Raw genomic sequence first — 26,299 nt, 5'->3', positions numbered from 1 at the left:
GCAGTTTACGGACTACATAAGGAATGTCAGACTACCGGGGTTTTGCCCAGAGAACAATCCCCTGAACGAGCAGGTGGCGATCGTTTCATCTCTTTACGGAACGTATTACCCTTTAAATGAGCTTCGTAAGCAGAGGAAAAGGACGAATGATTCAGTGTAAACGTGTTTATGACGCGGCTGCGCAAGAAGATGGTTATCGGGTGTTAGTCGACAGACTCTGGCCGCGCGGCATCAAAAAAGAGAATTTGGCTTATGACGAATGGTGCAAAACGCTGACACCCTCAACAGAACTGCGTAAAGCCTTCCACGGCGAAGCCATAGATTTCGCCAGTTTCAGCGAGCTTTATCGGGCCGAATTAGCGCCAAACCATGCAGAAGGTGAGCGCCTTGCCCACTTGGCACAACGGCAAACCGTCACCCTGCTCTATGGCGCCAAAAACACCGAACAAAATCATGCGTTGGTGCTGGCAGAGTGGCTACGCGGTCTTACCCGGTAACTTTTTCGAGTTCATCGGCTGGCAGTATATCTGGCGTAAGCGGCATCAAATGTTCAGGGCGAACAAACGCAAACCCGGCCTGGCCGTCAACGGAATGAATATCCCCGGTCACCAGCCACAGCGCGCGCTGAGCTTCACGCGGTAATTCAGTCACCACGCCATTCACCGGATTCAGAAGACGATCGCCCGGCTGGCACAATGCAAATAACGATACGGATTTACCGATATTGGCCCGGCCTGCGGGCGTGCGGGCCGCGATGATCATCGCCAGGGTGCCCGGTTTAAGCTGAAACATGCTGCTCTCACACCATCTAATTTTAAGATTAATCTTATCATTGATTGTATCCTGGAGAGCAGCGTGCTGTCACGAGTGCGAGTGGTCGCGACGGTACAACGTCCATTCGTCAATTACTTCGCCGTTAGGCAGTTTGCAGTCGGTTCGCACGCCCTGCGGCGTTTGCACCGGCACTTCCGTCCCGCCTTTTTGCAAGCAGTAGACTGACGCAGGGTTTGCCATTCCCATGTTTGGCGGTGGCGGCGCATCGTTTTCTTTTGCGTGGGAACAACCTGCCAGTACCAATGGGAGTAATAATCCGGCGTATTTCATTGAGATAGGATCCTTTTAATGCGGCTGATTTGCCTTAATCTTCACTATTTCTTCATTTTAACTGCACTTTTGCAAATTAAATTAGGAGCGTTCTCACACTGACCAGAGAACACATCATTCCATAATCAATGAGTTTTGCCCCGTCTTCCCCGGCGGGGCTTTTTTTATGTTGCAAACTCATCTCATTCTCGCCCTTTTGATGTATAAAATTTGATGTATTCATGGTTTACTATGGTGAGATAGTTGATATTTTCAGCATAGCGTGCAGCCTTTCGCTGTTAGTGCACGGGAGTTTTCAGGTCATGTCAGATATTATTCTCGCCCGCGTTTCACAGACCCTCGCCACCGAACAATCACTCGAAAGTCTCGTGCGCCAATTGCTGGAAATGCTTGAATTGGTTACGCATATGGAATCGACGTATCTGACCAAAATCGACAGCGCCACACGCTTGCAGCATATCGTCTACGCACGTAACAGCAGCGATATGCAGATCCCCGAAGGCTTTTCCCTGCCCTGGGATGACGCGCTGTGCAAACGCGCGGTCGACGAACAACACTTTTTCAGCAATGACGTGGATACTCGTTGGCAGGATTGCGAAGCGGCTCAGTCACTAGGCATCAACACGTTTTTCACTACGCCCGTTCATCTGACCGATGGATCGTTGTACGGCACGCTTTGCGCATCGAGCCGGGACAGACATAGCTACAACATCAATAGCGAACATGTTTTACAGCTGTTTGCCAGTCTGATTGCCCGTTACATTGAAAAAGAGTCGCTGGTTATGCAGTTGCGTGAAGCCAATGCAGCGCTCATCGCCCACTCCTACACCGACGCATTGACCGGTCTTGCCAATCGCCGTGCTGTCTATGAACATCTCGATGCGTTATTTGAGCAATCACGTCGCAACCATTCACGCGTGCTGATCGCCTTTATCGATCTCGACGATTTCAAAGAGATCAACGATATTCACGGCCATCAGGCCGGAGATGCGTTTTTAATTCAGGTCGGTCAGCGGCTCGCATCGGTAATGCGCGGCGAAGATATTGTGGGTCGTCTGGGTGGCGATGAATTTCTGGTCGCCTGCGAGATAACGTCCAGTGGTCAGAAGCTGCCGTTTATCGAGCAGTTACGCCGTCAGATCCAAGGCCATTATCACATTGGCGGTCACAGCCTGCATTACCCTGGCGCGAGTATCGGCGCGATTGACGTCAGCCCACATGAGATGGACGCTGAAAGCGCAATTCAGGCAGCGGATGCCGCGATGTATCTTGATAAAAAAGCCCGTCAGCGAATCGTTGTCGCGTCCTGACGCGCCTGCTTCATCCGGTACATATCCGCATCGGCCTGTTGAATGGTGGCGTCAAGATCATCACGGAATTGTGCGACGCCCCAAGAAACCGACAGCGGTAACGCGTGGCCACTGGCCTTAAAATCCTGCGCGGCAATATCCTGCGCCACTCGCTCAGCAATACGGCGGGCGGTATCAAAATCTGTCAAATGCAGTAGGATCACAAACTCATCCCCTCCGGTACGGATAACCAAATCGTTTTCATCCCGAACGTTTGACATCATTCGCTGTGCGATGACCTGCAATGCCCTGTCGCCTGCGCCATGCCCCCAGGTATCATTGATGGATTTAAATTTGTTACAGTCCATCAGGATAACCACCGGATAAGCATTGATACGTTCACGCACAATCTCGAGGATTTTGCGCGTAAAACAGCGTGTGAGCGGGTCAGTATAATGTCGAATATCGTTCTGATTGAAACGGCGACGCAGCATGTGCGCCATCAACAAGAAGATGAAGGGAGCAAGAAGTACCGCCGCTCTGCCCTGGGGATCGTTGAGCACAAACAAATAGACCGGCAGCGCATAGCGGAACTGATATTTGTCCGACATGGGGCGAGTTAAGGCTTCACTTAGCCAGAAACAGGTTTTCGTCAGACATAACGAGCTCTTCGTATGCGCGTTGATCAGTTCAACCATCAGCGCCGGAGGAAGTTGTCCGCCAAACGACTCCAGCATCGCTGCCCGAATTTCGCTCAGGGAGTGATCGTAAAGCAGATAGCCCACGATACGGTCAGAAACACCTGCTCCTGACAAATCATAGATGTAGCTGATGACGCTATAGGCCTTTTCGCCGGTAATGCGATCGAGATAAATATCGGACGAACTCTCCGCTCGCTTACTGACATCTTTTTGCAGTAAACGGTCATAGAACGACTCTGGCGGCTTAAAGAAGGCTGACGGATCGCTCGCCATTTTCGAGTCGCTGAAATGAAAAGGAATCGAGTCCCGCGCATCAAACCAATAAAACCAGCTCGCATCATGGGCAATAATATAGCGATGAGCGTCGAAGCGTCCGGGATTGATGGCGTTGATTTTATGACGAATAAATTCGGCAGCCGCGAACATACAGCTGGCGTTCAAATCCTGATTACGGGATACAAGCGTGCCGGAAGCGGGATTGAGTTGATGCGAATCACCGTTGATGGCCCAATTTTCGCCATCACGTGGCGTAAAAGCGGAGAGCCCACCGCATTCGCGAGTACCACGGATTTGCTGAAACCGCACGCCCGTTGCATCGGCAATCATTTCATTGTCATTAAAGACCGATATCATCTGCGTGACCAGGACACTCATGCGTTCGTTGACTTCTGCCATCCGTTTTTGATGAGCAAAAACAACGTAAAGAGAAACGCACAGCAGCGTGATAGCCGCCGAAATCAGCAGTGCCTGTCGTTTTCGCAACGCATCCTGAACATTCTTCACAACAGCACCACTGACAAAAATAGTCTTAATATTCAGGTACAATTTAGCGGAGAATGAAAACGAGCGCCATCATCGCAACAGCTTAAATTTTAAGGCTCGCGGACGGGATCTAACAGTAATTGCCCCAGTGGAATGGCGCTGAGCAGCGTAAAGACGATGCTATAAACCAGTACCTTTGCTGCTTGCATAACGAGCATGGAGGTTGAACTGGTGTTGTAGGGAAAATCAGGTGGCTGTACCGCAGTGCCAAATGATGAATAGGCGACAAGCATCAGTGCAACGGCAAAAATGGCAACCAGCGCCAAAATAAAGCGTTTCCCTTTCTTTGTTTTGTATTGTTCCAGCTGCATTACAGACTTCTCTGATGGGATTTTCCGCCGTATTTTTAACATTAAACTCACCCTGCGGATATCAGTTTTTGGTCCTGAATTGAACCTGTTCTTTTTTTGTGCGAAAACTGCGTAAACACGCGACACACCTGCGCCTGGTAAAGAAAAACAAAAGCCCTTTCGGTGATTTATAATTAAGGGTTGTGAGGTTCCTCTCACATCAGTTTCTTTCATTGCGCTTAACACATTTTGGTTTAAGCCGATGAATTCACGCAGTGAACAGTGAGGAATACCATTATGAGTTTATTTAACCAGGTGGCGGGCATGTTCGGCGGACAGGATGGACAGGCAGTCAACTATCAGGCCATTCTCGCCTGGATCAACGAGCAAGGCGGCGTGTCCGGGCTTATCGCCAAATTCCAGCAAGGGGGATTGGGTGCGATTGTCGAGTCCTGGATAAGCACGGGTTCCAATCAGCCTGTTTCTGGCGATCAGATAACGGATGCGCTGGGCTCTCCGGCTGTCGCCGATCTCGCCGCTAAACTGGGTATCGATCCGCAAACCGCGTCGAACCTGATTGCTGAACATCTGCCTAAAGTGGTCGACACGCTTTCCCCTGATGGACAAGTCAACGACAACCAGGATCTGCTTTCAGAAGGCCTTAACCTGCTTAAAGGTAAGCTTTCGAGCTGAGAGATTTGCCCGGCAAACAGGCATAAAAAAACCGCCCATTGGGCGGTTCACAGGACACACAGGTTTTACAGATACTTTTCTGCTGCTTTGAGAATATCTTCTGCAGCAAGTTCTCTGTCTGTGGCGACGTGGATAACGTTATGATCACCGGTCAGAGAAGGAAAACTGGCAGACATAATTTTCAATGTTGCCTCCTCTCCATTCGGATATTCACGACGTATTGACGTTTCATCAGGCATCACGGAAACGACGACAAGCGGTTCAGCGTTAAAAAACACGAGCACTTTTTTCATTCGTTCTCCGGATGAGGAAGAAAAGTCCGTCACCTGCCCTAAAAATATTCTTTATCTGAGAACGACAGTCTGTATTTTATTTTCTGATTTCAGCAGAAATAGAGACCGGACGTTGCCAGGTGTAAATATTATCGAAGGTGACCATTGCCGATTTGCAAAAAATACATTTCGCACCAAACGGATTTTTTTCAGAAACATCGAACGATGAAGTCCGATATTGTGAACCGTGGCAGCAAGGGCAGCGGAAGTGAATTGAATCAGTAATATTCAGGCCCTCAACGCGGTACCACGTTGACAGCTGAAGGACCTTTAGGACCTGCTTCAACGGAGAATTCAACTTCTTGATTTTCGTTCAGAGTACGGAAATCGTTGCTCTGAATAGCAGAGAAATGTACGAAGACATCTTTGCTGCCGTCTGCTGGAGTGATAAAACCGAAGCCTTTATCAGCGTTAAACCATTTTACTAAACCAGTCATTTTAGTAGACATATATATTTACCTTTTATTTTTTATTTCGCCCGGAGGCAGTGCTGGTTTGAAAAAACTGTTGAGTCTAAGAAACGATGCTAAAAGCTAAGAAAACTGAAGAAGGACATCAAGGAGAGAAAATGATGAGAACGACTTAAGAGAACTGTTTCAGATAACGCGTATGTTCAAACCGATGACGCATTAACGCATGATTAACTTTACTTAGCAAGGTTTATCTCGGATTGTTTTGTCAGGGTCGGGAAAAAGTCTGAATGTTAAAAATAAAAAAATGAATGAGGGCTTTTCAGGAGCCTTTGAGTTATTGTTTTGCGCCAACATAAAAGGAATACACATGGCTGAACGTAAAAATCGTGCACTTCGCCCTTCCCAACCTGCAGAATGTACATGTCCTAAATGTGCTAAACAGTCGATGCACAGCCCTTCCCGAATTAAAAAAAATAGTCCTTTGCTTTGTCCTTACTGCGGCACGCTCTTTTCAGCGTCGCAACTGTCCGCCAGATAATTTACCGCTGCGGCAGTACGCTTTTGACTCCACGCAGGGCCGCAAGCGAAAAAATGGGAACCCTGAGGTTCCCTTTTTTATGCCTGCTATCCGCTCATTAAAGCGATTTATCAACGCTGGTGTTCGAGCCCTGGGTCAGAATGCGGACCTTATCGCCCGGATTAAACACAATCCCGCCGTTGTAATCCTGCACCACATCGATGGTCGCCCCCGATTGGGTTTTGATCAGTAGATCAACTTTCTGCGGAGCTTGCTGCGTACTCTGGCGATAGCGAGAAGCGCTGGCCCCTGCCGCTGCACCCGCGACAGTCATTGCGGTTTTTCCTTTACCATTACCGAACTGATGCCCCACAACGCCCCCTAAGGCGCCAGCTGCTGCTGTGCGCAAGGGATGATAACGTCCGTTGCTGTCGCTAATGATGTGACTTTGTTGAACCACACCATATTCCACCAGCGTTTTTGTCCCTGCAAAACTGGACTGGCTGGCGAAGAGCATAAAACTGATTGCGAAGAGTGCACTTTTTTTCATGATGGCAACTTATTGTCGTTTCAGAAGTACGCATGATTCTGCCAGTCTCAGATTAATTCCTCTAAGTGATTAATGCTGCGCCACTCTTTTCGGTGAGTTCCTGTGTTCTGAATGATGGAGCTTGAGTTGTCACACTTGACACTGTTCATGCATACAGTATAAAACTACTCATCTTACAAGTACTAAGGAAGAAGTCATGTTCGTCGAACTCATCTATGACAAACGCAATTTTGAAGGCCTGCCAGGCGCGCGCGAAAAAATCCTCAACGAGCTTACCCGCCGCGTAAATCACATTTTCCCGGAAGCTGACGTTCGCGTTAAGCCAATGATGACCCTGCCCGGCATTAACACAGATGCCAGCAAACATGAAAAAGAGCAAATCAGTAGAGCGGTGCAGGAGATGTTTGAAGAAGCCGATATGTGGATGATGGAAGACTGAATGACGCGATAGAAAGTATTTCTTAGATGCGAGCGGGAGCTAACACGCTCCCGTTGCAGGATAACTGCACCCACCGCGTAACCCCCCGCCCATTCGTTGTCTCATTAAGGACATGGCGTCATATTAGTCGGCGGGTTGGCAGACATTACAGAGTCCACAGAATTTTAAACCTGATATCTGCGAAGTCGTGCCACTCATCGCTTTTTCACCGAAAATAGCCCATAAAAAGAGTAAGATCCATGCAGGTAGAAACCATCCCGTCAGGACGTTGATAATAACGATGGGAAATGCATTTCTCTTTTTGGAAAGCAGCGCGAGAGCAAGAGGGACAATGTAGAGGCAAATCCCGGCAAACGGCTCCGTCACCAGTACTCTTCCCATCCCGATGAAAAACATCAAAACGTCCATGAAAGCCATACTCCTGCTTTTAGAAAATACACCCTGTGACAATCACTAAGCGACACAAAGAACCAGAAAATTAAATATTGCAGTGATTTCTACTATTCAAATCTCGTTCCACCATAAAAAACGGGAATCAAAAGGCTCCCATTCATATGCAATCTATGTTGTCGTATGCAAATAAACATATATCGGGTCACCAATATGACAGATGTACAGATACAATGCAGCTTGCGAATATCGCCGTCATTTTGACGTGAAATGAAAACCCGCACATGAGTGCGGGTGCAATGACATTACTCGACACCAATAAGGCGGTATTTCAACGCGCCCCGAAAGTGCTCTATATCAATGTGATGTAACAGCAGCGGCGGCGAGCGGGTGATCGGATGTAGCAACCACTGCAGCCCTTGCAACAGGGTGACGACCGTTGTTCCCAGTGGCCACAGCCATCGCAGCAGGATGATCAGAATTAGCGACAACAGCTGCCCGAGCAACAGGGTGTGCTCCGCTGCCACTGGTAGCAGCAGCCATCGCGACAGGGTGGTCAGACGAAGCAACCGCAGCCGCCCGGGCAACTGGATGGTTAGCAAACGCGGGAAGTGTTACCGTTGATAAAGCTAAAGTCAGAATGATTTTTTTCATAATATCGCCTTTATGAAATAGCCCCAATATAAATAGGGCACATGTTGTTAGTGGCTGAACTATAATAATAAAATCATAATAAAAACCGTAAAAATAACGTTTATTATTACACTCTGCGGCGCAAAATCATTATTCACCTGGAAGACGGAGGTATAAGCCATATGAGTTTCTGATTATGTCAGCTGTTGGCCTTTTATAGCCCAAAGAGCGTCATCAACGTAGATTCAGACAACGACAGGCTCTCTCGGCCCGTTTTTACACTTCAGCTTTCGGTTCATTGCGGGATACAGGTAAAAATATGACGATTTTTTGGGCGGGGTTTAGATAAACGTTGGATACCCGTAAGTCGATTATCCCAAAAAAAACGGGAGCGTTAAGCTCCCGTTAATGGATTTAACAATCTTCGCGATTACATGTTCGCGATGATCGCGTCACCAAACTCTGAACATTTCAGCAGCTTAGCGCCTTCCATCAGACGTTCGAAGTCATAGGTCACGGTCTTGGCAGCGATTGCACCTTCCATGCCTTTAACAATCAGGTCTGCAGCTTCGAACCATTCCATGTGACGCAGCATCATTTCTGCGGACAGGATGATGGAACCTGGGTTCACTTTGTCCTGGCCTGCGTATTTTGGTGCGGTGCCGTGGGTGGCTTCAAACAGTGCACATTCGTCACCGATGTTTGCGCCCGGAGCGATACCGATACCACCAACCTGGGCTGCCAGCGCATCAGAGATGTAGTCACCGTTCAGGTTCATACAAGCGATGACGTCGTATTCAGCCGGACGCAGCAGGATCTGTTGCAGGAACGCATCCGCAATCACGTCTTTAACAATGATTTCTTTGCCGGTGTTTGGGTTCTTGATTTTCATCCACGGGCCGCCGTCGATCAGCTCGCCGCCGAATTCTTCTTTCGCCAGCTGGTAGCCCCAGTCTTTGAAAGCGCCTTCGGTGAACTTCATGATGTTGCCTTTGTGAACCAGGGTCACAGAGTCACGGTCGTTGGTGATAGCATACTCAATCGCGGCGCGAACCAGACGCTTGGTCCCTTCTTCTGAGCATGGCTTGATGCCGATACCACAGTGCTCAGGGAAGCGAATTTTCTTCACGCCCATCTCTTCACGCAGGAATTTGATCACTTTCTCAGCGTCAGCAGAGTCTGCTTTCCACTCGATACCTGCGTAGATGTCTTCTGAGTTTTCACGGAAGATGACCATGTCGGTCAGTTCTGGATGTTTCACCGGGCTTGGGGTGCCCTGGTAGTAACGTACCGGACGCAGGCAAACGTAAAGATCCAGCTCCTGGCGCAAAGCAACGTTCAGAGAACGAATACCGCCGCCCACTGGCGTGGTCAGTGGGCCTTTGATGGCAACGCGGTAATCACGAATCAGATCCAGCGTTTCTTTTGGCAGCCAAACGTCCTGGCCATACAGCTGAGTTGATTTCTCACCGGTATAAATTTCCATCCAGGAGATTTTACGCTCGCCTTTATAAGCTTTCTCTACGGCGGCATTCACTACTTTGATCATCGGTGGCGTCACGTCCACACCGATACCATCACCTTCGATGAAAGGGATAACCGGGTTATGAGGAACGTTGAGTTTGCCGTTTTGCAGGGTGATTTTTTGGCCTTCCGCCGGAACAACTACTTTACTTTCCATTACCTCTCCTTCGAGCGCTTCTGGTGACTGCTCGTGCCGTTCGCGTCCTTGGGTGCGAAGCGCTTTCGCGACGCGAATAGTGTGAGCAATTTTTTTGTTAATGATTTGTAATGAGTTGGTTGATACTACCTGAATGTTGGGTTCCATGAAAGGTCTTCGTAATTAGGCTATAATGCGGCAATTGCCTCGGTCTGAAAACACCATGAATAAAACTTCTTATAGAAATCACCGCCTTAATCGATCCAGCTCACAACAAGTCGCCAGACAACGTAAAGAAAGCCAGCCAAAACGGGTCATTCTGTTCAATAAACCCTACGATGTTTTGCCGCAGTTCACTGATGAGGCCGGCCGCAGCACCCTGAAGGATTACATTGATGTGCAGGGCGTGTATGCCGCTGGTCGTCTGGACCGCGACAGTGAAGGCCTGCTGGTGCTGACCAACAATGGCGCGTTACAAGCGCAGTTGACGCAACCGGGCAAACGCACCGGAAAAATCTATTTTGTGCAGGTGGAAGGTGAACCGGATGACGAAGCACTGAACGCACTGCGTAACGGCGTGACGCTGAACGATGGTCCGACTTTACCGGCAAGCATTGAACGAGTGGCCGAACCGGAATGGCTGTGGCCACGTAACCCGCCCATCCGTGAGCGCAAAGCCATCCCCACCTGTTGGCTGAAAGTCACGCTGTATGAAGGGCGTAATCGGCAGGTGCGACGCATGACTGCGCATGTGGGCTACCCTACCCTACGCCTGATCCGCTACGCGATGGGACAATACACTCTGGACAATCTGGCTAACGGCCAGTGGCGCGATGCGGTCTCAGAGTAATACACCAAGATCCGCGCCCTCTTGAGTGATGTGAGAAACGCGGCTGTTAAGGAAAGCGTCGCCATCGGGCACGACAATTTCCAGCGCTTCACTAAAACGCGTGGAATGGAGTAAAAAGTCGGCACTGGTGGGGTTGCTGGCAATCGGGATATTCCAGACGGTCGCCAGGCGCATCAACGCTTTCACGTCAGAATGATGCGGCACGGCGCTTAGCGGATCCCAGAAGAAAATCAGGATATCAATTTGTCCTGTGGCTATCAGGTAGCCCAGTTGTTGATCGCCGCCAATCGAACCACTCATCAGACTTAGCACCGATAAGCAGGTCTGCCCCTGCAACATTCGCCCGGTGGTTCCCGTGGCGTAGATAACATGTTCATTGAGAGTATGCTGATTGGCGACAGCCCAGTTAAGCAACGATGCTTTGCAAGGGTCGTGTGCCACCAGCGCCACGCGTTTGCGGACTGGCATAGTACGAGTCGTAAGCTGCATGATGACTACCTCTGTTCGCATGTCCGGGAGGACACCCGAACAGAAGTATAGTGCACACAAAAAAATGTGATCCATATCATAAAAATATACTCATCATGCCGCCAGGAGATAACTATGTTCAAGCCTCACGTCACCGTTGCCTGCGTCGTTCACGCCAAAGGTCAGTTTTTAGTGGTTGAAGAAACCGTAAACGGCAAAGCCACCTGGAATCAGCCTGCCGGGCATCTCGAAGCCGATGAAACGCTTGTACAGGCCGCCGAGCGCGAGTTATGGGAAGAGACCGGTATTCGCGCCACGCCGCAGCATCTGATCCGTATGCATCAATGGATTGCCCCGGATAACACGCCTTTCCTGCGCTTTCTGTTTGCTATCGAACTGGATGACGTTTGTGCCACAGAACCTCAAGACGGTGATATCGACCGCTGCCTGTGGTTGAGCGCCGAGGAGATCCTCACCGCCTGTCATCTGCGCTCCCCTTTAGTAGCCGAAAGCATTCGCTGCTGGCAGAACGGGCAACGCCTACCGCTGGAAATCATTGGCGAATTTAACTGGCCCTTCACAAAGGGTGGCAACGCGGGGGCTGCGTGATAGAATATGCCGCCTTGAAGTTCAATGTCGTGAGTATTCCAATGTCAGAAAGCCCAAAAAAAGTGATCGTCGGCATGTCCGGCGGTGTCGATTCCTCCGTTTCTGCTTACCTGCTGCAACAGCAAGGGTATAAAGTGGAAGGCCTGTTCATGAAGAACTGGGAAGAGGACGACGGCGAGGAATATTGTACTGCTGCCGCCGATCTGGCTGATGCACAAGCCGTGTGCGACAAACTCGGCATTGAACTGCATACCGTTAACTTTGCCGCAGAATACTGGGATAACGTTTTTGAACTCTTCCTCGAAGAGTACAAAGCAGGCCGCACGCCGAACCCGGATATCCTGTGCAACAAAGAGATCAAATTTAAAGCCTTCCTTGAATTTGCCGCCGAAGATTTAGGTGCCGATTACATCGCCACCGGTCACTACGTGCGCCGCGCAGACGTCAATGGCAAAAGCCAGTTGCTACGCGGGCTCGACAGCAATAAAGACCAGAGCTACTTCCTCTATACGCTGGGTCACGAACAGATTGCGCAAAGCCTGTTCCCGGTCGGCGAGCTGGAAAAACCGGAAGTGCGCCGCATTGCCGAAGAGCTGGATCTCATCACCGCGAAGAAAAAAGACTCCACCGGTATCTGCTTTATCGGCGAGCGCAAGTTCCGCGAATTCCTTGCTCGCTACCTGCCTGCCCAACCGGGCAAAATCGTCACCGTTGATGGCGACGTCATTGGCGAACACCAGGGGCTGATGTACCACACGCTGGGCCAGCGTAAAGGTTTAGGCATTGGTGGCACGAAAGAAGGCAGCGAAGAGCCGTGGTACACCGTCGATAAAGACGTCGAAAACAATATTCTGGTGGTGGCTCAGGGTCACGATCACCCGCGCCTGATGTCGGTTGGCCTGATTGCCCAGCAGTTACATTGGGTTGACAGAGAAACACTGACCGGTACTCTGCGTTGCACGGTGAAAACCCGCTATCGTCAGACCGATATTCCGTGCACCGTAACTGCACTGGATGAAGACAGAATTGAGGTTCGCTTTGACGAGCCTGTTGCAGCCGTTACGCCTGGCCAGTCCGCTGTATTTTACTGCGGCGAAGTGTGCCTTGGCGGCGGCATTATCGAACAGCGTTTACCGTTGCCGGTTTAAGACTCAGACTGCACACCGAAAGGAGTTTTCGTGGCGAAGAACTATTACGATATTACGCTGGCACTGGCGGGAATTTGCCAGTCAGCCCGTCTGGTTCAGCAGTTAGCGCATCAGGGTCATTGCGACAACGATGCCCTGCACGTGGCGCTGAACAGCGTTATCGATCTTAACCCGGATTCGACGCTTAGCGTATTCGGTGGCAGTGAAGCCAATCTTCGCCTCGGTCTGGAAACGCTGCTCGGCGTGCTCAACGCCAGCAGTCGCCAGGGTCTGAATGCAGAACTGACGCGCTACACCTTAAGTCTGATGGTGCTGGAGCGTAAACTCTTTGCCGCCAAAGGCGCGATGGACACACTCGGCGAACGCATTGCCGGGCTCCAGCGCCAGCTCGACCATTTTGATTTGCAGTCTGAAACACTGCTCAGTGCAATGGCCGCGATTTACGTCGATGTTATCAGCCCTTTAGGCCCACGCATTCAAGTGACGGGCTCCCCTGCTGTGCTGCAAAGTCCGCAGGTGCAGGCCAAAGTCCGTGCCGGTCTGCTGGCCGGGATCCGCGCCGCGGTGCTATGGCATCAGGTCGGTGGCGGTCGTCTGCAACTTATGTTTTCCCGTAATCGCCTGACTACTCAGGCCAAACAAATTCTTGCTAATATTACTCCGGAGTTGTGATCTATGGAATTATCCTCACTGACCGCCGTTTCCCCTGTCGATGGACGCTACGGCGATAAAGTCAGCGCGCTGCGCGGCATTTTCAGCGAATATGGTTTGCTGAAATTCCGTGTGCAGGTTGAAGTTCGTTGGCTGCAAAAGCTGGCCGCGCACACAGCTGTCAAGGAAGTTCCAGCTTTTGCTGCCGACGCAAACGGTTTCCTCGATAAAATCGTCGCTGATTTTAACGAAGAAGACGCCGCGCGCATCAAAACCATCGAGCGCACCACCAACCACGACGTAAAAGCGGTTGAGTATTTCCTGAAAGAGAAAGTGGCGGATGTCCCTGCTCTGCACGCGGTGTCTGAGTTCATTCACTTCGCCTGCACCTCTGAAGACATCAACAACCTGTCCCACGCGCTGATGCTGAAAACGGCCCGTGACGAAGTGGTGCTGCCGTACTGGCGTAAACTTATCGATGCGGTGAAAGACCTGGCGGTACAGTATCGCGACATCCCACTGCTCTCCCGCACCCACGGTCAGCCAGCCACGCCGTCAACCATGGGTAAAGAGATGGCGAACGTCGCGTACCGCATGGAGCGTCAGTATCGCCAACTGAATCAGGTGGAAATTCTCGGCAAAATCAACGGCGCGGTCGGTAACTATAACGCCCACATCGCCGCTTACCCGGAAGTCGACTGGCATCAGTTCAGCGAAGAGTTCGTGACCTCGCTTGGCATCCAGTGGAACCCGTACACCACGCAGATTGAGCCACACGATTACATCGCTGAACTGTTTGACTGCGTCGCGCGCTTCAACACCATCCTGATCGATTTCGACCGTGACGTGTGGGGCTATGTGGCACTCAACCACTTCAAGCAGAAAACCATCGCGGGCGAAATTGGTTCTTCCACCATGCCGCACAAGGTAAACCCGATCGACTTCGAGAACTCCGAAGGTAACCTGGGTCTCTCCAATGCCGTGCTGCAACATCTGGCGAGCAAACTGCCGGTTTCCCGCTGGCAGCGTGATCTGACCGACTCCACCGTACTGCGTAACCTCGGCGTGGGTCTCGGTTATGCACTGATTGCTTATCAGTCGACACTCAAAGGCGTGAGCAAACTGGAAGTGAACCGCGCCCGTCTGCTGGAAGAGTTAGACAACAACTGGGAAGTGTTGGCAGAGCCGATTCAGACCGTGATGCGTCGCTACGGCATCGAAAAACCGTATGAGAAGCTGAAAGAACTGACTCGCGGCAAACGTGTTGATGCCGAAGGCATGAAGGCATTTATCGATGGGCTGGCGCTGCCAGAGCACGAGAAAACTCGCCTGAAAGCCATGACCCCGGCGAACTATATCGGTCGCGCAACCACCATGGTTGACGAACTGAAGTAAATGTTCCCCCGCCTCTCTTTTCATCCGGGAAGAGAGGCGAGCTTACTGAAATTCAGCCATAAAAAAACCTCGTCGAAACGAGGTCTTCACATTTAATTTCTTACATTGCCGGGACATTATTTGCCAGTATTACGGCGATAAAGCGTCCACTCTTCAATGCGCTCATGCGAAGGCAAATTACAGTACCCAACTTCGCCATTACTTGTTTTTTCAATATCGAGTCTGCCACCCTGCTGAATGCAGTAGATAGACGCTGGATTTGCCAGCCCAACAGGTGGATTCTGTTCTGACTGAGTTGAGCATCCTGCGAGAATTACCACTGCTGTCGCAATAATCATTTTTTTCATAACATCCCCTTTTACATCCATTCAAAATACGACAATTACGTCTGATTTTATGAGCACACCATTTCGCAGGGATATCACTCTACTTGAGTTATTCAAGCGAGTCTTCGTTACGCTTAAAATCCAGGAAGATCCTCTCAATAAAACAGGTTCGACGGATTAAAGGAACATTCACTTTTCTGTTGTTTATCTTAACGATTCTACTGCCCCTATTTTCCTTTGAATGTCAGTAACAGCGTGCTTGTCTTCACCGTGAAGCAGACCTTACGCCCTCAACAGTCAATAAACAGATGGCTGTTTTCTCAGAAATGCTTAAGCTCATAAACAGGAGTCAGTTAATATTCAGGCTCGGTATTACGTTGTTTCACGGCCAAAAGCCCCAGAGAAAACTATTTGATTTCATCACGTTGTACTGATTTCACCGAATCAACGCTAAACTGTTCACATCGTCTATGAAAAGGGAGTAAAGGCATGCGTGTACTCGTTGTTGAGGATAACGCCCTGCTGCGTCACCATTTAAAAGTCCAGCTCCAGGAACTGGGCCATCAGGTTGATGCTGCGGAAGACGCAAAGGAAGCAGATTACTATCTGGGTGAACACGTGCCGGATATCGCCATTGTCGATTTAGGACTGCCGGATGAAGACGGTCTGACGATGATTCGCCGCTGGCGTAGCCATGACGTTTCCCTCCCGGTTCTGGTGCTGACCGCCCGTGAAGGCTGGCAGGACAAAGTCGAAGTGCTAAGTGCAGGCGCAGACGATTACGTGACCAAGCCGTTCCACATTGAAGAAGTGGTGGCCCGTATGCAGGCGCTACTGCGCCGCAACAGCGGTCTGGCTTCTCAGTTGATCTCGATTCCCCCGTTCCAGGTAGATCTTTCCCGCCGTGAGCTGTCGGTAAATGATGAAGTCATTAAACTGACGGCATTTGAGTACACCATCATGGAGACGCTTATCCGCAATAACGGCAAAGTGGTCAGCAAAGATTCTTTGATGCTGCAACTCTACCCCGACGCAGAGCTGCGCGAGAGTCATACCATTGACGTGCTGATGGGACGCCTGCGCAAAAAAATTCAGGCCCAATACCCGCAGGATGTGATTACCACCGTGCGAGGCCAGGGCTACCTGTTCGAATTGCGCGGATGAAAAACGTGCTCAGGCATATTTTACCCCTTTCCCTCCGCGTTCGTTTTCTATTGGCGACAGCGGCGGTGGTCCTTGTGCTATCGCTGGCTTATGGCATGGTAGCGTTGGTTGGCTATAGCGTCAGCTTCGATAAAACCACCTTCCGTCTGCTGCGCGGCGAGAGCAATTTGTTCTATACCCTCGCCCGCTGGGAAGACAATAAGATTAGCGTTGAGATCCCCGAGAATCTCAATTTGCAAAGCCCCACCATGGCAATGATTTACGACAAAGACGGCAAGCTGATGTGGATGCAGCGCGACGTGCCGTGGCTTGTGAAACGCATTCGCCCGGAGTGGCTGAAAGCCAACGGCTTCCACGAAATCGAAGCCGATGTAGGCTCGTCAAGTATGCTACTGCATAACGATCATGAGGTGATGCGCCAGTTAGACCAAATTCGCCAGCAGGATGACGATTCTGAAATGACGCATTCGGTGGCGGTCAATATCTATCCCGCTACGGCACATATCCCGCAAATGACCATCGTGGTGGTCGATACCATTCCCATTGAGCTAAAACGCTCTTATATGGTGTGGAGTTGGTTTATTTACGTGCTGGCAGCGAACCTGCTGCTGGTCATCCCTTTGCTTTGGGTGGCGGCCTGGTGGAGTTTACGGCCTATAGAATCACTGGCAAAAGAAGTGCGTGAACTGGAAGAACATCACCGCGATACGCTGAATCCGGAAACCACCCGCGAACTGACAAGCCTGGTGCAAAACCTGAATCGCCTGCTGAAAAGCGAGCGCGAGCGTTACGACAAATACCGCACAACGTTGACCGATCTGACGCACAGTCTGAAAACGCCCTTGGCTGTACTGCAAAGTACATTACGCTCGTTGCGTGGTAACAAGCTCAGCGTAGAAGATGCCGAACCGGTCATGCTGGAGCAAATCAGCCGCATCTCGCAGCAAATCGGCTATTACCTTCACCGCGCCAGTATGCGCAGCGGCAGCATGTTGTTGAGCCGTGAATTGCATCCGGTGGCCCCGTTGCTGGATAACCTCACCTCAGCGTTAAATAAGGTCTATCAGCGCAAAGGCGTGAATATTGCGCTCGATATCTCACCGGAAATCAGTTTTGTCGGCGAACAAAACGATTTTATGGAAGTACTCGGTAATGTGCTGGATAACGCCTGCAAATACTGTCTGGAGTTTGTGGAAGTCTCCGCGCGACAGACGGACGACCATTTGCAGATTTTTGTTGAAGATGACGGCCCCGGTATTCCGCAGAGTAAACGTGATCTGGTGTTTGACCGCGGTCAGCGTGCCGACACGCTTCGTCCAGGTCAGGGCGTTGGCCTGTCTGTCGCGCGTGAAATCGCCGAACAGTATGATGGCAAAATCATTCCTGGCGACAGTCCGCTCGGCGGAGCCAAAATGGAAGTCATTTTTGGGCGTCAACACCCGGAAAGCAAAGAGACTTAAGTCATTTATTTGCCGTTATTTGCCGTCGCCTACATCGTAGAGCGGCGGCATCCGTTATAATCGCAACAGAAACCTGCCTGTGGAATAAAACTCATGGATTATAACTTATCGCTTAACTGGCCCGACTTTCTCGAACGCTACTGGCAAAAACGCCCGGTGGTGTTAAAACGTGGCTTCACCGACTTTGTCGATCCTATCTCTCCGGATGAACTGGCAGGCCTTGCCATGGAAGACGAAGTCGACAGCCGCCTCGTCAGCCATCACGAAGGTAAATGGCAGGTCAGTCACGGGCCGTTTGAAAGCTACGATCACCTGAGTGAGAACAACTGGTCGCTGCTGGTGCAAGCGGTGAACCATTGGCATGAGCCGACTGCCGCGCTGATGCGTCCTTTCCGCGCCCTGCCCGACTGGCGTATTGACGATCTGATGATCTCGTTCTCCGTACCCGGCGGTGGCGTTGGCCCACACCTGGATCAATACGATGTGTTCATCATCCAGGGTACAGGCCGTCGTCGCTGGCGCGTCGGGGAAAAAGTGCCGATGAAACAGCACTGCCCGCACCCGGACCTGTTACAGGTCGATCCGTTCGAGGCGATTATTGATGAAGAGATGGAACCCGGCGATATCCTCTATATTCCACCGGGTTTCCCGCACGAAGGCTATTCGCTGGAAAACTCGCTGAACTATTCCGTCGGTTTCCGTGCGCCAAGCGGCAAAGAACTGATTAGCGGTTTCGCGGATTATGTCTTGCAGCGCGAGTTAGGCACACATCGTTACACCGATCCGGACGTGCCTGCGCGCGAACATCCGGCGGATATCGTGCCACAGGAACTCGATAAACTGCGCGAGATGATGCTCGGCATTATCAGCCAGCCGGAACACTTCAAGCAGTGGTTTGGCGAGTTCATCAGCCAGACGCGCCACGAGCTGGATGTCTCCCCACCGGAGCCGCCGTATCAGACCGATGAAATCTACGATGCGATCCAGCAAGGCGATAAACTGGTGCGTCTGGGTGGATTACGCGTGCTGCGTATTGACGGCGAAGTGTTCGTCAACGGTGAGAAGATTGATTCGCCGCATCGCCCGGCGTTAGAAGCGCTGGCGAGCCATATCGTGTTGAACGCAGAGCATTTTGGCGACGCGCTGGAAGATCCGTCCTTCCTTGCAATGCTTTCTGCGCTGGTCAACAGCGGGTATTGGTTCTTCGAGGATTAATGCAGAATTGCCCGGCGGCTATGCGCTCCCGGGCAAAATACTAACTACCGTTTCGCGGTAAGTTCGGCTATCCGTACAATCACTTTCACCGCTTTCTCCATCCCTTCCAGCGTCACAAACTCATGTTTGCCGTGGTAGTTATAGCCGCCAGTGAAAATGTTCGGGCAGGGTAATCCCATAAAGGAAAGCTGTGAGCCGTCGGTGCCACCACGAATCGGTTTCATGTCGGGTTCGATATCGCAATCACGCATCGCCTGCTGCGCTATCTCGATGATGTGCGGATGCTCCATCACCTTTTCATGCATGTTGTAATAACTGTCTTCGATGATCAGTTCGATGTAACAGTCCGGGTGTAATCCTTTGCCGACTTTTTTGGCGATTTCCATCATCTTGCGCTTACGAGCTTCGAACTGCTTGCGGTCGAAATCGCGGACGATGTAATGCATCAGCGCACTATCGACGGTGCCTTTGATGCTGGTCAGATGGAAGAAGCCTTCGTAACCTTCTGTCTGCTCCGGGCTTTCTTCGGCAGGCACTTCGGCATGAATGCGAGATGCCAGCGATAAAGCGTTAACCATCACGCCTTTTGCGGAGCCAGGATGCACGTTATTGCCGACGATTTTGATGGTGACCGACGCCGCATTAAAGTTTTCGTATTCCAGTTCGCCCACGCCGCCACCGTCGATGGTATAGGCCCATTGGGCGTCGAACGCCTCTACGTCGAAATGTTTTGCCCCCTTGCCCACTTCCTCATCCGGTGTGAACGCCACGCGAATGTCGCCGTGTGGCACATTGTTCGCTTTCATCACCGCCAGCGCGGTCATGATTTCGGCAACCCCGGCTTTATCATCAGCGCCAAGCAGCGTTTTGCCATCGGTGGTAATCAGCGTCTGCCCTAACAACTGGTGAAGCACCGGGAACATCACCGGGGAGAGCACTTCGTCACCGATGCCGAGCGCAATATCACCGCCACGATAGTTTTCCACGATTTGCGGGTTCACATTTTTTCCGCTGAAATCCGGTGACGTATCAACGTGAGAAATAAAGCCAATGGCCGGAATATCACCTTCGACGTTAGCCGGCAGCGTGCCCATCACCGTGCCCTTCTCACTCAGCGTGACGTTGACCAACCCCATTTCTTCGAGCTGCACCTGGAGCAAGCGTAATAATTTCCACTGCCCCTCGGTGCTCGGCACCTGACGCACGCCAGGCTTCGACTGCGTATCCAGAGAAACGTACTGCAAAAAACGCTCAAGTAATTTATCCATGTCGTCGCCCTCATTTTTTGTGACAACATTATCAGTAAGCCCCGATCCCTAAATATTGCGTCAGGTCACTTTTGGCCCGGCAATTGCTCATTTTTTTCTATCATGTACATGAATGGTTTAAAGGTAGCCCACAAGGGCGCAGAATGATTGGCGATTTCAGGGGATTGCCGTAGAATGCCAGCCCTTAATTATGTGTCGAACCTTTAAGGTGGTTAACCACACACCCCGTAATGGCGCTTTACCCATTACGTTTGCATGGGACAGAGTAAAACATTGAATACACAATCGCGTTCGCTTTCACCGCTGGTACATCTGGCGGGGATTGGCAAAGGCTTTGATGGTAAAACAGTCATTTCAAATCTAAATCTCACCATCAATAACGGTGAATTCGTTACGCTGCTTGGCCCTTCTGGCTGCGGTAAAACGACCGTGCTGCGCCTTATCGCGGGTCTGGAAAATGTCGATACCGGCCGCATTCATCTTGAAGACATCGATATCACCGATGTGCCAGCAGAAAACCGTCACGTTAACACCGTCTTTCAAAGTTACGCCTTATTTCCCCACATGACCGTGTTTGAGAACGTCGCGTTTGGCCTGCGGATGCAGAAAACGCCTGCCGATCAAATCACGCAACGCGTCACAGAATGCCTGCACATGGTTCAGCTTGAAGCGTTTGCCCAACGCAAACCGCATCAGCTTTCTGGCGGCCAACAACAACGTGTGGCGATTGCCCGTGCGGTCGTGAATAAGCCCCGTTTATTATTGCTCGATGAATCGCTCTCGGCGCTCGATTACAAACTTCGTAAGCAGATGCAGAACGAGCTAAAAGCCCTGCAACGCAAGCTCGGCATTACGTTTGTGTTCGTCACCCACGATCAGGAAGAAGCCCTGACCATGTCCGACCGTATCGTGGTCATGCGTGATGGTAAAATTGAACAAGACGGCACGCCGCGTGAAATTTACGAAGAGCCGAAGAACCTGTTTGTCGCCGGATTCATTGGCGAAATTAATATGTTCAATGCCACCGTGATTGAGCGTCTGGATGAACAGCGCGTTCGCGCCGACGTGGAAGGCCGCGAATGCAATATCTACGTCAACTTCGCGGTGGAAAAAGGCCAAAAGCTGCATGTGCTGCTACGCCCGGAAGATTTGCGCGTCGATGAAATCAACCACGACGATCACATCGAAGGTCTGATTGGTTACGTGCGCGAACGCAATTACAAAGGCATGACCCTTGAATCTGTCGTCGAGCTGGAAAATGGCAAAATGGTGATGGTCAGCGAATTCTTCAACGAAGATGACCCGGATTTTGACCACTCGCTGAATCAAAAAATGGCCATCAATTGGGTCGAAAGCTGGGAGGTGGTGCTGGCTGATGAAGAACACCAGTAAATTCCAGAAAGTGGTGATCGCCACCATTGTCGGGTGGCTGGTGGTGTTTGTCTTTCTGCCCAACCTGATGATCATCGCCACCAGCTTCCTGACCCGCGACGACGCCAGTTTCGTCAAAATGGTCTTCACGCTGGACAACTACACGCGCCTGCTCGATCCCCTCTATTTCGACGTGCTGCTGCACTCGTTAAACATGGCATTGCTTGCCACGCTCGCGTGCCTGATTCTGGGCTATCCCTTCGCCTGGTTTCTGGCTCGCTTACCGGAACGTGTTCGCCCCTTGCTGCTCTTTCTGCTGATTGTGCCCTTCTGGACCAATTCACTGATCCGCATTTATGGCCTGAAAATTTTCCTCAGCACCAAAGGCTACCTGAACGCGTTTTTACTTTGGCTTGGGGTGATTGATACGCCGATCCGCATTATGTATACGCCAGGCGCGGTGATCATCGGCCTGGTCTATATTCTGCTGCCGTTTATGGTAATGCCGCTCTATTCCAGTATTGAAAAGCTCGATAAACCGCTGCTGGAAGCCGCGCGTGATTTGGGCGCGAATAAATTCCAGACATTTATGCGCATCATTGTTCCGCTGACCATGCCGGGCATTATCGCGGGATGTTTGCTGGTGATGTTGCCAGCGATGGGCTTGTTCTATGTGTCCGATCTGATGGGTGGCGCGAAAAATCTGCTGATTGGCAATGTCATCAAAAGTCAGTTCCTCAACATTCGCGACTGGCCGTTTGGTGCCGCCACCAGTATCACATTGACGCTGGTGATGGGATTGATGCTGCTGGTGTACTGGCGTGCGGCGCGTTTGCTGAATAAAAAGGTGGAACTCGAATGATCGGTCGCCTGTTTCGCGGCGGCTTTATGACCGCCATTTACGCGTATCTGTATATCCCGATCATTATTTTGATCGTCAACTCCTTTAACAGCTCGCGCTTTGGTATCAACTGGCAAGGCTTTACTACCAAGTGGTACAGCCTGCTGATGAACAACGACAGCTTGTTGCAGGCGGCTCAGCACTCACTGGCGATGGCGGTGTTTTCCGCGACGTTCGCCACGCTAATTGGCTCGCTGACCGCCGTTGCGCTGTATCGTTACCGCTTTCGTGGCAAGCCGTTCGTCAGCGGCATGTTATTCGTGGTGATGATGTCGCCGGATATCGTGATGGCGATTTCACTGCTGGTGCTGTTTATGCTGATTGGCGTCCAGCTCGGCTTCTGGTCGCTGCTGTTCTCGCACATTACTTTCTGCCTGCCGTTTGTGGTGGTCACCGTTTATTCACGGCTGAAAGGCTTTGACGTTCGGATGCTGGAAGCGGCGAAAGATCTCGGGGCCAGCGAGTTAACCATTCTGCGTAAAATCATTCTGCCGCTGGCGATGCCTGCCGTTGCCGCTGGCTGGTTGCTGAGCTTTACCCTGTCAATGGACGATGTCGTCGTGTCGTCGTTCGTCACCGGTCCTGGCTATGAAATTTTACCGCTCAAAATTTACTCTATGGTTAAAGTTGGCGTCTCACCGGAAGTGAATGCGCTGGCAACGATCCTGTTACTGCTTTCTCTGGTTATGGTGGTTGCCAGCCAGATTGTTGCTCGTGATAAAACGAAATCTCAGGGGACATCGAAATGAAGAAAATGCTTGCCGCAGCGGCGCTGGTGCTCGGAATGGGTGCAGCGCATGCCGATGACAGCAAAACGCTCTACTTCTATAACTGGACAGAATACGTGCCGCCGGGCCTGTTGGAACAGTTCACCAAAGAAACCGGAATAAAGGTTATTTATTCGACTTACGAGTCGAATGAAACCATGTACGCCAAGCTGAAAACGTATAAAGACGGCGCATACGATCTGGTCGTGCCTTCAACCTATTTTGTCGACAAAATGCGCAAAGAAGGCATGATCCAGAAAATCGACAAAAGTAAGCTGACTAACTTCAGTAATCTCGACCCTGAAATGCTGAATAAGCCTTTTGACCCCAGCAACGACTACTCCATTCCCTACATTTGGGGCGCAACGGCGCTTGGCGTGAACAGTGACGCCATCGACCCGAAAGCCGTCACAAGCTGGGCCGACTTGTGGAAACCGGAATACAAAGGCAGCCTGCTGCTGACCGACGATGCCCGTGAGGTTTTCCAGATCGCACTGCGTAAACTGGGTTATTCCGGCAACACCACCGATCCAAAAGATATTGAAGCTGCGTATAAAGAGCTGCAAAAACTGATGCCCAATGTGGCTGCCTTCAACTCCGACAACCCAGCCAACCCGTATATGGAAGGTGAAGTGAACCTGGGGATGGTGTGGAACGGTTCCGCGTTTGTCGCCCGTCAGGCAGGCACGCCGCTGGACGTTGTCTGGCCGAAAGAAGGTGGTATTTTCTGGATGGACAGCCTCGCCATTCCTGCTAATGCCAAAAACGTCGACGGCGCGCTGAAGCTGATTAATTTCCTGCTGCGCCCGGATGTCGCCAAACAGGTGGCGGAAACTATCGGCTACCCGACGCCAAATCTCGCGGCACGCAAGCTGTTAGACCCGAAAGTGGCGAACGATAAAACGCTCTATCCGGACGCCGAAACCATTAAGAAGGGTGAATGGCAAAACGACGTTGGCGATGCCAGCCGGATTTATGAAGAGTATTACCAGAAGCTAAAAGCAGGCCGATAAAAGCGAAAAAGCGGAGCAAAGGCTCCGCTTTTTTATTACAGGTAAAACCAGGTTTATAGCCCTTTCAGCAGCTTCTCAACAAACTCAGGCACCACTGTGCTTGCCATGCCGTAGTGCTTCTCTTCGAATTCACTGCCGACCTGACTCGGTTCGAGATTGAGTTCGACAGTGTGAGCGCCCTGCAATTTTGCTTCATGGACAAACCCAGCAGCCGGATAAACATGCCCGGAAGTGCCTATCGCGATAAAGACATCTGCCATCGCCAGCGCTTCGTAGATTTCGTCCATGCCCAACGGCATTTCGCCAAACCAAACGACGTGCGGACGCAACGGCTGCGGAAACTGGCAGCAGTGGCATTTATCATCAAGCGTAACGTCGCCGGTCCACTCCAGCACCTGACCACTGGACGCACAGCGCACCTTCAACAGTTCACCATGCATGTGTAACACACGCTGATTCCCTGCGCGTTCGTGCAGGTTGTCGATATTCTGCGTCACCAGTAAAAAGCGGTCGCCCAGCGCCTCTTCCAGCCGGGCCAGCGCAAGATGCGCCGCATTGGGCTGGATTTCTGGCAACTGTAACTGCTGACGACGGGCATTATAAAACGCCTGCACCAAAGCCGGGTCGCGGGCAAAGCCTTCCGGCGTCGCCACATCTTCTACGCGATGCTCTTCCCACAAACCATCTGCGGCGCGGAAAGTGCGGATCCCGGATTCAGCCGAAATCCCTGCCCCCGTTAACACCACCACTCTGGGTTTATCCATTTCTTCTGGCACGATCCTGTCTCTGAAGAAAACCCGCTGGCGCAGGCGATCGTGCAGGCGGCGTTTAGTCAGGCGAAAACGGCTAAGTCGATGGAAGCGACGCGACTGCATAAGAACCCCTGTTTTAATCCGTAAGATGCAGGAATGCGGCACCGCGCATTCCTCCGGCATCGCCGTGACGCGCGCGTTCAATACGAGGCACGCGCGCCACTGGCAACAGATGGCGCGGCAATCGTGCTGCCAGTCCTTCTGTTATCGCTGTAAAGTTAGACAATCCACCGCCGATCACCAGTAAATCCGGATCAACAATGGTCATAATATTTCCCAGGCACACCGCAAGCAAATCCAGGTAACGTTCGACATGCTCACGGGCTTTTGCGTCACCCTGTTCCCACAGGGCCACAATCTCCGGTGAACTCAGCGCCTGCTGGTTGTAATGCTCATACAGCCAGGCAAACCCGCGCCCGGAAAGATAGTTTTCAATACAGCCCAACTGGCCGCAGCCACAACGGGTTAAAGGAAAATCGCGTCCGACCACTTCCAGCGCATCAACCGGCAAACGGATGTGGCCGAATTCGCCCGTAATGTAACTGTGACCGGTTATCGATTTGCCATTCAGCACTAAACCGCCGCCCACACCCGTGCCGAGAATAAGCCCCATCACCAAAGGATATTGGGTGAATTCGTCGTCCCAGGCTTCGGAGAGGGCAAAACAGTTGGCATCGTTATCGAGACGCACGTCGCGTTCGAGGCGAGAAGAGAGATCCTGACGCAGTTTTTGACCACTTGCGGCGGGAACGTTGGCGGCGTACAGCGTGCCGTCAGCGGTTTCCGGCATCCCTGGAATACCAATGCCGACGCTGCCTTTTACGTCGAAGCGCTCATCGGCTTCGGCCACCAGTTCACCGACAGCTTTCAGGAATGATTCATAGCTGTCACGCGGTGTTGCGGTGCGTTTTTCCCACTGCAAACGCCGCTGTCCATCAAATACCCCAAGGGCAATTTTGCTGCCGCCAATATCAAATCCGTAGAACATAGTAATTCCTCTTTACTGACCAATTGGTCAGGACATAAAGAGTGGATTGCTGACTAATTT

General features: G+C 51.3%; 33 protein-coding genes. 17 read left to right on the top strand and 16 right to left on the bottom strand.

Annotated features, from left to right (window positions below; genetic code table 11):
* Window positions 1-146: 146 nt before the first annotated feature.
* Complete coding sequence (locus tag VH187_RS14030; RefSeq protein ID WP_329702067.1) at window positions 147-497, top strand: DUF488 domain-containing protein; 351 nt, start codon at window positions 147-149, stop codon at window positions 495-497.
* Here VH187_RS14030 and VH187_RS14025 read toward each other — a convergent pair.
* Both VH187_RS14025 and VH187_RS14020 read right to left on the bottom strand, forming a co-directional pair.
* Entirely contained in the window at window positions 487-792 is a 306-nt protein-coding gene (locus tag VH187_RS14025) for a hypothetical protein (RefSeq protein ID WP_329702066.1), read from the bottom strand. The genes VH187_RS14030 and VH187_RS14025 overlap by 11 nt on opposite strands.
* Window positions 793-861: 69 nt before the next feature.
* Window positions 862-1,104, bottom strand: coding sequence for a putative hemolysin (locus VH187_RS14020; protein WP_329702065.1), 243 nt, complete (start codon window positions 1,102-1,104; stop codon window positions 862-864).
* A gap of 302 nt (window positions 1,105-1,406) precedes the next feature.
* On the opposite strand from VH187_RS14020, the gene VH187_RS14015 reads away from it, so the two are divergent.
* A complete protein-coding gene (locus VH187_RS14015; protein WP_329702064.1) occupies window positions 1,407-2,414 on the top strand; it encodes a GGDEF domain-containing protein in 1,008 nt (335 codons plus the stop codon).
* On the opposite strand, the gene VH187_RS14010 is transcribed toward VH187_RS14015, so the two are convergent.
* Both VH187_RS14010 and VH187_RS14005 read right to left on the bottom strand, forming a co-directional pair.
* Complete coding sequence (locus VH187_RS14010; RefSeq protein WP_329702063.1) at window positions 2,390-3,877, bottom strand: GGDEF domain-containing protein; 1,488 nt, start codon at window positions 3,875-3,877, stop codon at window positions 2,390-2,392. The two genes, VH187_RS14015 and VH187_RS14010, sit on opposite strands and share 25 nt — an antisense overlap.
* Window positions 3,878-3,966: 89 nt before the next feature.
* The gene (locus tag VH187_RS14005) at window positions 3,967-4,440 is read right to left on the bottom strand and encodes a DUF2534 family protein (RefSeq protein WP_329702062.1); all 474 of its coding nucleotides are present in this window, start codon (window positions 4,438-4,440) and stop codon (window positions 3,967-3,969) included.
* 63 nt (window positions 4,441-4,503) lie between these two features.
* Here VH187_RS14005 and VH187_RS14000 point away from each other — a divergent pair, with 63 nt between their 5' ends.
* Complete coding sequence (locus VH187_RS14000; protein WP_329702061.1) at window positions 4,504-4,899, top strand: YidB family protein; 396 nt, start codon at window positions 4,504-4,506, stop codon at window positions 4,897-4,899.
* A gap of 65 nt (window positions 4,900-4,964) precedes the next feature.
* Here the strand turns inward: VH187_RS14000 and VH187_RS13995 are convergent, their stop codons facing one another.
* From VH187_RS13995 to cspG, 3 genes are all read right to left on the bottom strand, one after another.
* Window positions 4,965-5,192 (bottom strand): hypothetical protein, encoded by a 228-nt coding sequence (locus VH187_RS13995; protein WP_329702060.1) that lies wholly within the window; start codon window positions 5,190-5,192, stop codon window positions 4,965-4,967.
* 76 nt (window positions 5,193-5,268) lie between these two features.
* On the bottom strand, window positions 5,269-5,457 hold the full coding sequence (gene ymcF / locus VH187_RS13990; RefSeq protein WP_329702464.1) for a cold shock small protein YmcF: 189 nt from the start codon (window positions 5,455-5,457) through the stop codon (window positions 5,269-5,271).
* Window positions 5,458-5,467: 10 nt separating this feature from the next.
* Window positions 5,468-5,680 carry a cold shock protein CspG gene (gene cspG / locus VH187_RS13985; protein ID WP_329702059.1) on the bottom strand — a complete coding sequence of 71 codons (213 nt, stop codon included), beginning with the start codon at window positions 5,678-5,680 and terminating at the stop codon, window positions 5,468-5,470.
* Window positions 5,681-5,948: 268 nt separating this feature from the next.
* Here cspG and VH187_RS13980 point away from each other — a divergent pair, with 268 nt between their 5' ends.
* A complete protein-coding gene (locus tag VH187_RS13980) occupies window positions 5,949-6,182 on the top strand; it encodes a YnfU family zinc-binding protein (RefSeq protein WP_329702058.1) in 234 nt (77 codons plus the stop codon).
* A 97-nt stretch (window positions 6,183-6,279) separates the two neighbouring features.
* Here the strand turns inward: VH187_RS13980 and VH187_RS13975 are convergent, their stop codons facing one another.
* A complete protein-coding gene (locus VH187_RS13975) occupies window positions 6,280-6,711 on the bottom strand; it encodes a glycine zipper 2TM domain-containing protein (protein WP_329702057.1) in 432 nt (143 codons plus the stop codon).
* A gap of 196 nt (window positions 6,712-6,907) precedes the next feature.
* On the opposite strand from VH187_RS13975, the gene VH187_RS13970 reads away from it, so the two are divergent.
* Window positions 6,908-7,150 (top strand): DinI family protein, encoded by a 243-nt coding sequence (locus VH187_RS13970; RefSeq protein WP_329702056.1) that lies wholly within the window; start codon window positions 6,908-6,910, stop codon window positions 7,148-7,150.
* Between the two features lie 123 nt (window positions 7,151-7,273).
* Here VH187_RS13970 and VH187_RS13965 read toward each other — a convergent pair whose 3' ends face one another.
* The 3 genes from VH187_RS13965 to icd form a co-directional block, all read right to left on the bottom strand.
* Complete coding sequence (locus VH187_RS13965) at window positions 7,274-7,558, bottom strand: superinfection immunity protein (protein WP_329702055.1); 285 nt, start codon at window positions 7,556-7,558, stop codon at window positions 7,274-7,276.
* A 287-nt stretch (window positions 7,559-7,845) separates the two neighbouring features.
* Complete coding sequence (locus VH187_RS13960; RefSeq protein ID WP_329702054.1) at window positions 7,846-8,109, bottom strand: hypothetical protein; 264 nt, start codon at window positions 8,107-8,109, stop codon at window positions 7,846-7,848.
* A gap of 494 nt (window positions 8,110-8,603) precedes the next feature.
* A complete protein-coding gene (icd, locus tag VH187_RS13955; RefSeq protein WP_329702053.1) occupies window positions 8,604-9,854 on the bottom strand; it encodes an NADP-dependent isocitrate dehydrogenase in 1,251 nt (416 codons plus the stop codon).
* A gap of 172 nt (window positions 9,855-10,026) precedes the next feature.
* Here icd and rluE point away from each other — a divergent pair, with 172 nt between their 5' ends.
* Window positions 10,027-10,683 (top strand): 23S rRNA pseudouridine(2457) synthase RluE, encoded by a 657-nt coding sequence (gene rluE / locus VH187_RS13950; RefSeq protein WP_329702052.1) that lies wholly within the window; start codon window positions 10,027-10,029, stop codon window positions 10,681-10,683.
* On the opposite strand, the gene VH187_RS13945 is transcribed toward rluE, so the two are convergent.
* Window positions 10,675-11,172 (bottom strand): methylglyoxal synthase, encoded by a 498-nt coding sequence (locus VH187_RS13945; protein WP_329702051.1) that lies wholly within the window; start codon window positions 11,170-11,172, stop codon window positions 10,675-10,677. The genes rluE and VH187_RS13945 overlap by 9 nt on opposite strands.
* Before the next feature lie 114 nt (window positions 11,173-11,286).
* On the opposite strand from VH187_RS13945, the gene VH187_RS13940 reads away from it, so the two are divergent.
* From VH187_RS13940 to purB, 4 genes are read left to right on the top strand one after another with little or no spacing between them, the layout of a single operon-like run.
* Window positions 11,287-11,760, top strand: a complete 474-nt coding sequence (locus VH187_RS13940) for an NUDIX hydrolase (protein WP_329702050.1) — start codon at window positions 11,287-11,289, stop codon at window positions 11,758-11,760.
* Between the two features lie 41 nt (window positions 11,761-11,801).
* Window positions 11,802-12,908 carry a tRNA 2-thiouridine(34) synthase MnmA gene (gene mnmA / locus VH187_RS13935; protein ID WP_329702049.1) on the top strand — a complete coding sequence of 369 codons (1,107 nt, stop codon included), beginning with the start codon at window positions 11,802-11,804 and terminating at the stop codon, window positions 12,906-12,908.
* 30 nt (window positions 12,909-12,938) lie between these two features.
* The gene (gene hflD / locus VH187_RS13930) at window positions 12,939-13,580 is read left to right on the top strand and encodes a high frequency lysogenization protein HflD (protein WP_329702048.1); all 642 of its coding nucleotides are present in this window, start codon (window positions 12,939-12,941) and stop codon (window positions 13,578-13,580) included.
* A 3-nt stretch (window positions 13,581-13,583) separates the two neighbouring features.
* The gene (purB, locus tag VH187_RS13925) at window positions 13,584-14,954 is read left to right on the top strand and encodes an adenylosuccinate lyase (RefSeq protein WP_329702047.1); all 1,371 of its coding nucleotides are present in this window, start codon (window positions 13,584-13,586) and stop codon (window positions 14,952-14,954) included.
* Window positions 14,955-15,070: 116 nt separating this feature from the next.
* On the opposite strand, the gene VH187_RS13920 is transcribed toward purB, so the two are convergent.
* A complete protein-coding gene (locus tag VH187_RS13920; RefSeq protein ID WP_329702046.1) occupies window positions 15,071-15,301 on the bottom strand; it encodes a putative hemolysin in 231 nt (76 codons plus the stop codon).
* Between the two features lie 468 nt (window positions 15,302-15,769).
* Here VH187_RS13920 and phoP point away from each other — a divergent pair, with 468 nt between their 5' ends.
* The 3 genes from phoP to VH187_RS13905 all read left to right on the top strand — a co-directional run bounded on the left by phoP (window position 15,770) and on the right by VH187_RS13905 (window position 19,119).
* Entirely contained in the window at window positions 15,770-16,444 is a 675-nt protein-coding gene (gene phoP / locus VH187_RS13915; RefSeq protein ID WP_329702045.1) for a two-component system response regulator PhoP, read from the top strand.
* Window positions 16,441-17,904, top strand: coding sequence for a two-component system sensor histidine kinase PhoQ (gene phoQ / locus VH187_RS13910; RefSeq protein ID WP_329702044.1), 1,464 nt, complete (start codon window positions 16,441-16,443; stop codon window positions 17,902-17,904). Before phoP ends, phoQ begins: the two co-directional genes overlap by 4 nt.
* Before the next feature lie 93 nt (window positions 17,905-17,997).
* A complete protein-coding gene (locus tag VH187_RS13905; protein WP_329702043.1) occupies window positions 17,998-19,119 on the top strand; it encodes a ribosomal protein uL16 3-hydroxylase in 1,122 nt (373 codons plus the stop codon).
* 44 nt (window positions 19,120-19,163) lie between these two features.
* On the opposite strand, the gene pepT is transcribed toward VH187_RS13905, so the two are convergent.
* Complete coding sequence (pepT, locus tag VH187_RS13900; protein ID WP_329702042.1) at window positions 19,164-20,387, bottom strand: peptidase T; 1,224 nt, start codon at window positions 20,385-20,387, stop codon at window positions 19,164-19,166.
* A 255-nt stretch (window positions 20,388-20,642) separates the two neighbouring features.
* Between pepT and potA the strand changes: the two genes are divergently transcribed.
* From potA to potD, 4 genes are read left to right on the top strand one after another with little or no spacing between them, the layout of a single operon-like run.
* On the top strand, window positions 20,643-21,779 hold the full coding sequence (gene potA, locus VH187_RS13895; protein WP_329702041.1) for a spermidine/putrescine ABC transporter ATP-binding protein PotA: 1,137 nt from the start codon (window positions 20,643-20,645) through the stop codon (window positions 21,777-21,779).
* On the top strand, window positions 21,763-22,620 hold the full coding sequence (gene potB / locus VH187_RS13890) for a spermidine/putrescine ABC transporter permease PotB (protein WP_329702040.1): 858 nt from the start codon (window positions 21,763-21,765) through the stop codon (window positions 22,618-22,620). The genes potA and potB overlap by 17 nt, the downstream gene beginning before the upstream one ends.
* Window positions 22,617-23,408, top strand: coding sequence for a spermidine/putrescine ABC transporter permease PotC (gene potC / locus VH187_RS13885; protein ID WP_329702039.1), 792 nt, complete (start codon window positions 22,617-22,619; stop codon window positions 23,406-23,408). Before potB ends, potC begins: the two co-directional genes overlap by 4 nt.
* On the top strand, window positions 23,405-24,439 hold the full coding sequence (potD, locus tag VH187_RS13880; RefSeq protein ID WP_329702038.1) for a spermidine/putrescine ABC transporter substrate-binding protein PotD: 1,035 nt from the start codon (window positions 23,405-23,407) through the stop codon (window positions 24,437-24,439). Before potC ends, potD begins: the two co-directional genes overlap by 4 nt.
* Before the next feature lie 53 nt (window positions 24,440-24,492).
* Here the strand turns inward: potD and cobB are convergent, their stop codons facing one another.
* Both cobB and nagK read right to left on the bottom strand, forming a co-directional pair.
* On the bottom strand, window positions 24,493-25,314 hold the full coding sequence (gene cobB / locus VH187_RS13875) for a Sir2 family NAD+-dependent deacetylase (protein ID WP_329702037.1): 822 nt from the start codon (window positions 25,312-25,314) through the stop codon (window positions 24,493-24,495).
* Between the two features lie 13 nt (window positions 25,315-25,327).
* Entirely contained in the window at window positions 25,328-26,239 is a 912-nt protein-coding gene (nagK, locus tag VH187_RS13870) for an N-acetylglucosamine kinase (protein WP_329702036.1), read from the bottom strand.
* Window positions 26,240-26,299: the final 60 nt, after the last annotated feature.

This window comes from Scandinavium sp. (assembly GCF_036271055.1).
GTDB lineage: Bacteria > Pseudomonadota > Gammaproteobacteria > Enterobacterales > Enterobacteriaceae > Scandinavium.
The sequence above is the reverse complement of the archived record's forward strand: the minus strand, read 5'-3'. Positions and strand labels throughout refer to the sequence as shown.